Annotated in this window: 6 protein-coding genes; 2 read left to right on the forward strand and 4 right to left on the reverse strand. The window is 63.7% G+C overall.

All coding sequences use genetic code 11. From position 1 onward, the window contains the following. Positions 1-6: 6 nt before the first annotated feature. Entirely contained in the window at positions 7-603 is a 597-nt protein-coding gene (locus QBK88_RS27805; RefSeq protein ID WP_277964577.1) for a trypsin-like peptidase domain-containing protein, read from the reverse strand. A gap of 373 nt (positions 604-976) precedes the next feature. On the opposite strand from QBK88_RS27805, the gene rarD reads away from it, so the two are divergent. Beyond that, entirely contained in the window at positions 977-1,840 is an 864-nt protein-coding gene (rarD, locus tag QBK88_RS27810) for an EamA family transporter RarD (RefSeq protein WP_445765016.1), read from the forward strand. Between the two features lie 11 nt (positions 1,841-1,851). On the opposite strand, the gene QBK88_RS27815 is transcribed toward rarD, so the two are convergent. From QBK88_RS27815 to QBK88_RS27825, 3 genes are all read right to left on the reverse strand, one after another. Next, positions 1,852-2,421 carry a hypothetical protein gene (locus QBK88_RS27815; protein ID WP_277964579.1) on the reverse strand — a complete coding sequence of 190 codons (570 nt, stop codon included), beginning with the start codon at positions 2,419-2,421 and terminating at the stop codon, positions 1,852-1,854. Positions 2,422-2,498: 77 nt separating this feature from the next. Continuing rightward, positions 2,499-3,431: an AEC family transporter gene (locus QBK88_RS27820; RefSeq protein WP_277964580.1), complete on the reverse strand. Its 933-nt coding sequence runs from the start codon at positions 3,429-3,431 to the stop codon at positions 2,499-2,501. Between the two features lie 147 nt (positions 3,432-3,578). After that, positions 3,579-4,628, reverse strand: coding sequence for a Gfo/Idh/MocA family protein (locus QBK88_RS27825; RefSeq protein ID WP_277964581.1), 1,050 nt, complete (start codon positions 4,626-4,628; stop codon positions 3,579-3,581). 72 nt (positions 4,629-4,700) lie between these two features. On the opposite strand from QBK88_RS27825, the gene QBK88_RS27830 reads away from it, so the two are divergent. Then, entirely contained in the window at positions 4,701-5,645 is a 945-nt protein-coding gene (locus tag QBK88_RS27830) for a LysR family transcriptional regulator (RefSeq protein ID WP_277964582.1), read from the forward strand. The last annotated feature ends 713 nt before the right edge of the window (positions 5,646-6,358 follow it).

Genomic DNA, 6,358 nt, shown 5'->3' on the forward strand with positions numbered 1-6,358 from the left:
CGGCGATCAGCGGCTCGCCAACTTGGTGGCTGGCGCCTGCAACGGCTGCGACTGCGCCAGGTACCGCTGCCACTCGCGAGTGATTTCGGCATAGGGCAGGAAGATGCTCACCCGTGGCTCGTTGGCCAGGTCTGCACGCTTCAGGCCCGCCAGGTCGCCGCGGGTCAGGTAGGCAACGTTGATGCCCACCACCTTGCCGTCGGCTGCAAACACCGGGCCGCCGGACATGCCTTTCGCGGTGGCGCCATCATGGGTGCCGTACATCACGCCGCCTTCCTGGGCGCTCAGGCGTACCATGGCCGGCAGGGCGTGGCCTTCACCCTTGACGGGTACGTACAGAGAGTTGAAACCCACTGCCGTCAATGTCTCGCCCGGCGCATACGCCCGCCATTGGGGTGCGTGGTCGGCCTTGTGGCGGAAGAACTGCACATCGGCCTGGCCCTGGTAGACAGCCCCCGACAGGTACGGGATGTGCTTGACGGTCACCGCGTAGTCGGCGTTCCACTGCACCGCCGTGCCCATCAGCATGAAAGGCAAAGGCCCCCCTGAGTGAACGACGAAGGCTTGATCATAGACAGGGTCCGTGGTGAAGGCGGTCGGCATTCCGTTGCACCCGCTGAGCAGCACGCAGGCTGCCAGAAGTGACTTGAGGGGGTACATGATGGCACACGATGGGTGGTGAGAAGTGGCGCGAATATATCAGTATGCCACTACGGCGTCGATAGGCTGAGCCTACCGTTCGGCTGGATCCAATCATCTTGCTATATGAACTGTTTGGTTAGATCTGCACTGTCGGGTACCCCCTGGCCTTACCAAACCACCGGCAGCCACCTTTCCAGCGTGCACCGAAATGTATCAATGGCCGCCCCATTCTGGTGACACACCCTGCTTGCGAATGCGATCATTGCCCGCTTACCTGCCCGTTCCACCCCGCGTCTCAGAGGCTCCCTTGTCCAAAGGCATCATTTCGTCCGTCATGGCATCGACGCTGTTTGCCGTGATGTACTTCTATACATCGCTGCTGACCCCGCTCGATGGCGAAGAAATCTTCGGCTGGCGCATCCTGCTCACCGTGCCGTGCGTGACTCTGTTTCTGCTCATCACCCGCGACTTCAAGCTGGTCATCGGCCTGCTCGAACGCATGCGCGAACGCCCCATTCTGGTGCTGGGAAGCGTTGGCACCGCGTCGCTCCTTGGCGTACAGCTATGGCTGTTCCTCTGGGCGCCCTTGCATGGCCGCAGCCTGCCGGTGTCACTGGGGTACTTCCTGCTGCCGCTGACCATGGTGCTGACCGGACGGGTGGTGTACGGCGAACGCTTGTCGTACCTGCAGAAGGTGGCCGTGGGTTTCGCCCTGTGCGGCGTGGGGCACGAGCTGTGGGTACACGGCAGCTTCGCCTGGGAAACCCTGGTGGTTGCCTCCGGCTACCCGGCCTACTTCGTGCTGCGGCGCAAGTGCAATACCGACCACCTGGGCGGGCTGTGGACCGACATGTGCCTGATGATGGTGCCGGCGCTGTGGTTCGTGACCACCGGCCCACTGTCATCGGCCGACCTGCTCCAGCACCCAGCGCTCTATGGCCTGATCCCGGTGCTGGGCATGATCAGCGCCCTGGCGCTGGTGTCGTATGTCATGGCCAGCCGGCTATTACCATTCAGCCTGTTCGGCCTGCTCAGCTACGTCGAACCGGTGCTGCTGGTCGGCGTGGCGCTGCTGCTGGGCGAAAGCATCGCCCGTGATCAGTGGTTCACCTACCTGCCGATCTGGCTGGCGGTAGTGGTGCTGATCATCGAGGGCTTCAAGCACCTGGTGCGGCAACGACGCCGCCCTGCGGCCTGAACCATCACCCGTCAGCTCACGATGATTTGCACCGCTCGCTCGGTCACCCACCTGACATGGGTGAACTTGCTGGCGCCGAAGGCATAGGCCGCCAGTTGGCCGGCAGCTATGGTGTGGGTACCGCGTGGTATGACCCCCCGCTTGTACAGGCGAACGGACGTCCACTTGTAGGACCTGACGGTCGTTCCAACGCCCCCTGCATAAGGGAACGGCCCCGCGGGGGAAACGATGAAGTCGCCAACATCGGCGTCACGCAGCCCCAGCGTGAACGTCAGCCCCGCAGTGCCTGTGAGGAAGTCATACTGGCCAGCGACATAGGCGCCCCGGTCGTTAACGATAACGCCCTGCACGGGAACGGTGTCAAAACGGATAGTGGAAATACCGTCGCCGGTCATCAGGTCATATTGCAGGATGAGGCCCTCAGGTGCGTTGTAGGCCAGCCGGATAGTCGTAGTGGATGCGCGCAGTGAGTAGGTGCATACACGTGACCCTGTGACAAACGAAACTTGGCCGGGGAGATTCGGCTCTCCACCTTTCTCTGGCACGCTTAGCTCGGGAAGAATGGATTCGGGCTGGCTCATGGCGGCACTCCTGTTCGAATGAAGTGCCATTAAACCCAGGATATTCCAGGTCCACACCTGTCAAATCTTACAGTACCTCACATCCGCGCGATGACCAGTACCACGCTGATGGTGAAGAACGACGCCAGGGTCGTCAGCACCAGCGCCGCCGCGCAGCGGCCTTCCAAACCAAAACGCTGGCCGAGGATGGGGTACACACTCATCATCGGCGCGGCAGCGATCACCACGCCCGCCAGCACCATCGGCAGCGGTATGTCGCCCAGCACCCAGAACATCAGCGCCGCCAGCGAGGGGTGCACCAGCAGCTTGCCCGCACCGATCAGACCCAGCTCCTGCAACTGCCCACGCACTTTGGTGCCGAACAGTACCCCGCCGATCACGAACAGCGCTGCCGGCGCCGAGGCCTGCGCCAGCATCTCGATGACTTTGAGCGGCGCCACGGGAATGCGCACGCCGGCCAGCGACAGGGCGCCGCCGATGATGATCGACACGATCAACGGGTTCTTGCCCAGGCGCTTGAGGGTCTCGCCGATGACGCGTCGGGCAGAACCACCCTGCTGCTCCCCGGCTTCGGCCAAGGCCAGCGCCAGAGGGATCATCACCAGGTTTTCGATGATCATGCCCAAGGCCAGCGCCACCACTGCGGAAGGCCCCGCGACCATCGCGGCGATGGGGTAGCCGATGAAACCGCTGTTGGACACCGACATGCCCATGCCCGCGATGGCGGCGTTGGCCACGCTGGCCTGACGCGTACGGTGAAAGACCGTGAAACCGATGGCGAAACTGCCCAGCGAGGCCAGGCCGTAGGCCAGCAGGTAATGGCTGTTGAAGACTTCGCTGATGGGCCGGTCGGCCAGGGCATGGATCACCAGGGCGGGCAGGCAGAAGATGATCACGAACGTGCCAACCCCGCGCACCTGCTCGCGGCTCAGCAGTTTCAGGGCAGAGGCCAGGTAGCCCAGGCCAATGATGATGAAAATCGGCGCGGTGATGGCGAGCACATCGAACAAAGGTCGTGTTCCTCAAGTAAAGGCGGTGGCCACCTCGAACTGTAGCAGCGGACCCGGCCGCGTCATGAACGCCACGCAGCACCAGGTACACCGCCTGCACCGCCGACGCGGCCAGGTCCGCTGCTACGCGGCGGTGGTCATGCGAGGCTATTGCGGGATCAGCACCCGTTCACGCCCATGGCACGCCTGGGCGATGGCCTCTACCACTCGCAGGTTCTGCAACCCGTCGCGCACGCTCACCAACGGTTGCGCCTGCCCGCGAATCACCTGGCAGAAGTGCGCCAGTTGCCGTGCCAGCGGGTCATCCCGTTCCTGGGCCAATTGCTCGCAATCGAACGGTTTCCACCACGACCGGTCCTCGGCCTTGCCGAACCGTTTGAGGCGCATGGTGGGCACCGACAGTTGGCCAAAGGTGCCGGTGATCACGTAGCAGTCTTCATCGTCATAGTGGCAGTAGCTTTTGTTTTCTTCGCTGGTCTGCTCCCAACTGCGCGGGCTGGCCGCGGTGTCCGACAGCATGAAGGTGCCCAGCGCGCCGCTGGCGAAGCGCAGCAGGATGGCGGCCGTGTCTTCCACCTCGAAGCCGCGGGTGCTGCTGGACGCCATGGCCTGCACCTCGACGATTTCGCCGCACAGGGATCGCAGGTTACCGATCTCATGGATCAGGTTCAGCAGGATCGGCCCGCCACCCGCCACTGTGCGCCAGGGCCCTGCGGCAAAATACTCGTCCGGCTTGAAGAACAGCGCGCTGCCCATCACCGCCACCAGATCACCCAGCACGCCCTCGGCAACCAGCCGCCGAGCCTGTTCCAGGATCGGGCTATGAGCCCGGTGGTGGCCAACCAGCAACGGCGTATTCGATGCCAGACTGGCGGCATACAGGCGCTCGCCCTCTTCCAGGCTGTGAGCCAGGGGTTTCTCCACCAGCGCCGGCACCCCCGCCGCCAGACACGCCATGGCCTGGGGCACGTGCAGGTGGTTGGGCGTGGCGAGGATGATGCCATCCGGGGTGTCGGCGGCAAGCAACGCATCCAGGGACGGGTACAGGGGCACCTGGAAACGCTCGGCCAACTGCGCGGCCGCCGCAGAGGGGTCGACAATGGCCGCCAGTTGGCAGTCCGGGCTGGCATCAATCTGTTCAAGGTGGCTGCGACCGATCATGCCGGCGCCGGCCACGGCGATACGAAGAAGGGGCATAGGGCTCTCTGATTATTATGGTGAGCAATGGCCGTAGCTTAATCCAGTGCGATCAGGACATAATCGTTCATTATGAAGATTCAGAATGCGCGATTAGCGAACAATGAGCCTTTCCTGCGCGACCTGCAATTGTTCTGCAGCGTGGCCCGCCATGCCAGCTTCGTCACGGCAGCCCAGGAAAGCGGCATTTCACCGGCCCACCTGAGCAAGCGCATCGCGTTGCTGGAAGCGTCCCTGGGGGTCAAGCTGTTCCAGCGCACCACCCGCCGCGTCAACATCACCGCCGACGGCGAAACAGCCTTCACGTGGGCCCAGACCCTGTTGGGTAATGTCGACGACATGTTCCAGGCCTTGTCCGGGGTACGCAACGAACCGCGCGGCGCGCTGCGTATCAGCACCAGCCTGCGCCTGGGCCGCGAATACATCGCGCCGGTGATGGCGCGCCTGCGCCAGCGCTACCCGGCGCTGGAGGTGTGGCTGGAGCTGCTGGACCGGCGTGCCGACCTGATCGCCGAGAACTTCGACATCGACATCCGCGTGGGCGAAGTACTGGAACAGCACCTGATTGCCCACCGCATCACCAGCAGCTACCGCATCCTGTGCGCCGCCCCCGCCTATGTAGAACGCATGGGCGCCCCGCGCAGCCTGGCCGAACTGGCCCAGCACGACTGCCTGCTGTTCCGCGAGCGTGACCAGCGCTTCGGCCTGTGGCGCCTGCACGGCGCGAATGGCGAAGAGAGCGTCAAAGTCACCGGCCCCATGGCCTCCAACCACAGCGACGTGGTGCGCCAGTGGGCGCACGAGGGGTACGGCATCATCATGGCCTCGATGTGGGACGTCGCGGCCAGCCTCAAGGCGGGAGAACTGGTGCAAGTGCTGCCGGGTTACCGCCAGCCGGCGGACGTGTGGGCGGTGACCACGGCGCGGGGTGGGGAATCGGAGAAGATTCGGGTGTGCATTGAATTTCTCAAGCAAGCCCTGACCCACGGCCCGCAGGCGCTGGTAACACGGATTTGAGCCAGGCAAACAAGGCGGTCGAGGCAATGGCACAGGCATAACTGGCCCGAAACAAACGTTGGAGCAGAGCTTGCTCGCGAAGCGCCGCGCGGGCGGCGCGCGGTCTCAAGGGCGCCGGAAAAACCAAGGCATGCGCCTGGCGGCCCTGCTACGGTCTCAAGCCGGAAAAACAAGGCGGACCAGGCAATGGCACAGGCATAACTGGCCCGAAACAGATGTAGGAGCGGGCTTGCTCGCGAAGCGCCGCGCGGGCGGCGCGCGGTCTCAAGGGCGCCGGAAAAACCAAGGCATGCGCCTGGCGGCCTTGCTACGGTCTCAAGCCGGAAAAACAAGGCGGACAAGGCAATCCCACTGACATAACTGGCCCGAAACAGATGTAGGAGCAGAGCTTGCTCGCGAAGCGCCGCGCGGGCGGCGCACGGTCTCAAGGGCGCCGGAAAAACCAAGGCATGCGCCTGGCGGCCCTGCTACGGTCTCAAGCCGGAAAAACAAGGCGGACAAGGCAATCCCACTGACATAACTGGCCCGAAACAGATGTAGGAGCAGAGCTTGCTCGCGAAGCGCCGCGCGGGCGGCGCTCGATCTCAAGGGCGCTACAACACCATCGACTAGCGCTTGGTGGCCATGATGAGATCTCCGGTGGGGCCCTAAAAGCCTGTCATGAAACCGCATCATGGCCTCTAGGTGCATGGCTTGGGTTTCTCCAGCGCCCT

It is taken from the genome of Pseudomonas sp. RIT-To-2, from assembly GCF_029623465.1.
In the GTDB taxonomy this organism is placed as follows: Bacteria; Pseudomonadota; Gammaproteobacteria; order Pseudomonadales; family Pseudomonadaceae; genus Aquipseudomonas; species Aquipseudomonas silvicola.